The sequence below is a fragment of the Streptomyces viridosporus genome, assembly GCF_002078235.1.
Taxonomy (GTDB): Bacteria; Actinomycetota; Actinomycetes; order Streptomycetales; family Streptomycetaceae; genus Streptomyces; species Streptomyces viridosporus.
Genome location: NZ_MSGP01000272.1, coordinates 1 through 218 on the forward strand (window position 1 = coordinate 1; position 218 = coordinate 218).

General features: G+C 75.7%; 1 protein-coding gene. It reads right to left on the reverse strand.

The window, feature by feature from the left end; all coding sequences use genetic code 11:
* Nucleotides 1–218 (reverse strand): ATP-binding cassette domain-containing protein (locus tag B7L92_RS42475; RefSeq protein WP_255311043.1); only part of this gene is annotated, 218 nt, incomplete at both ends.

Below are 218 nucleotides of genomic sequence, written 5' to 3' on the forward strand. Positions count from 1 at the left end.
AGCAGTTCGGGGGCGGCGGCCAGCACACAGGCGAGCGCGAGCCGGGACTGCTCGCCGCCGGAGAGCGAGCCCAGGACGCGGTCGCGGGTGACCCCGGCGAGCCCGAGCCCGTGCAGGGCGGCGTCGACGCGGGCGTCCGCCTCGTACCCGCCGCGTTCCTCGTACGCGATCAGCAGCTCACCGTACGCGGTGAGTTCGTCCTCGGACGCCTCGCCCAG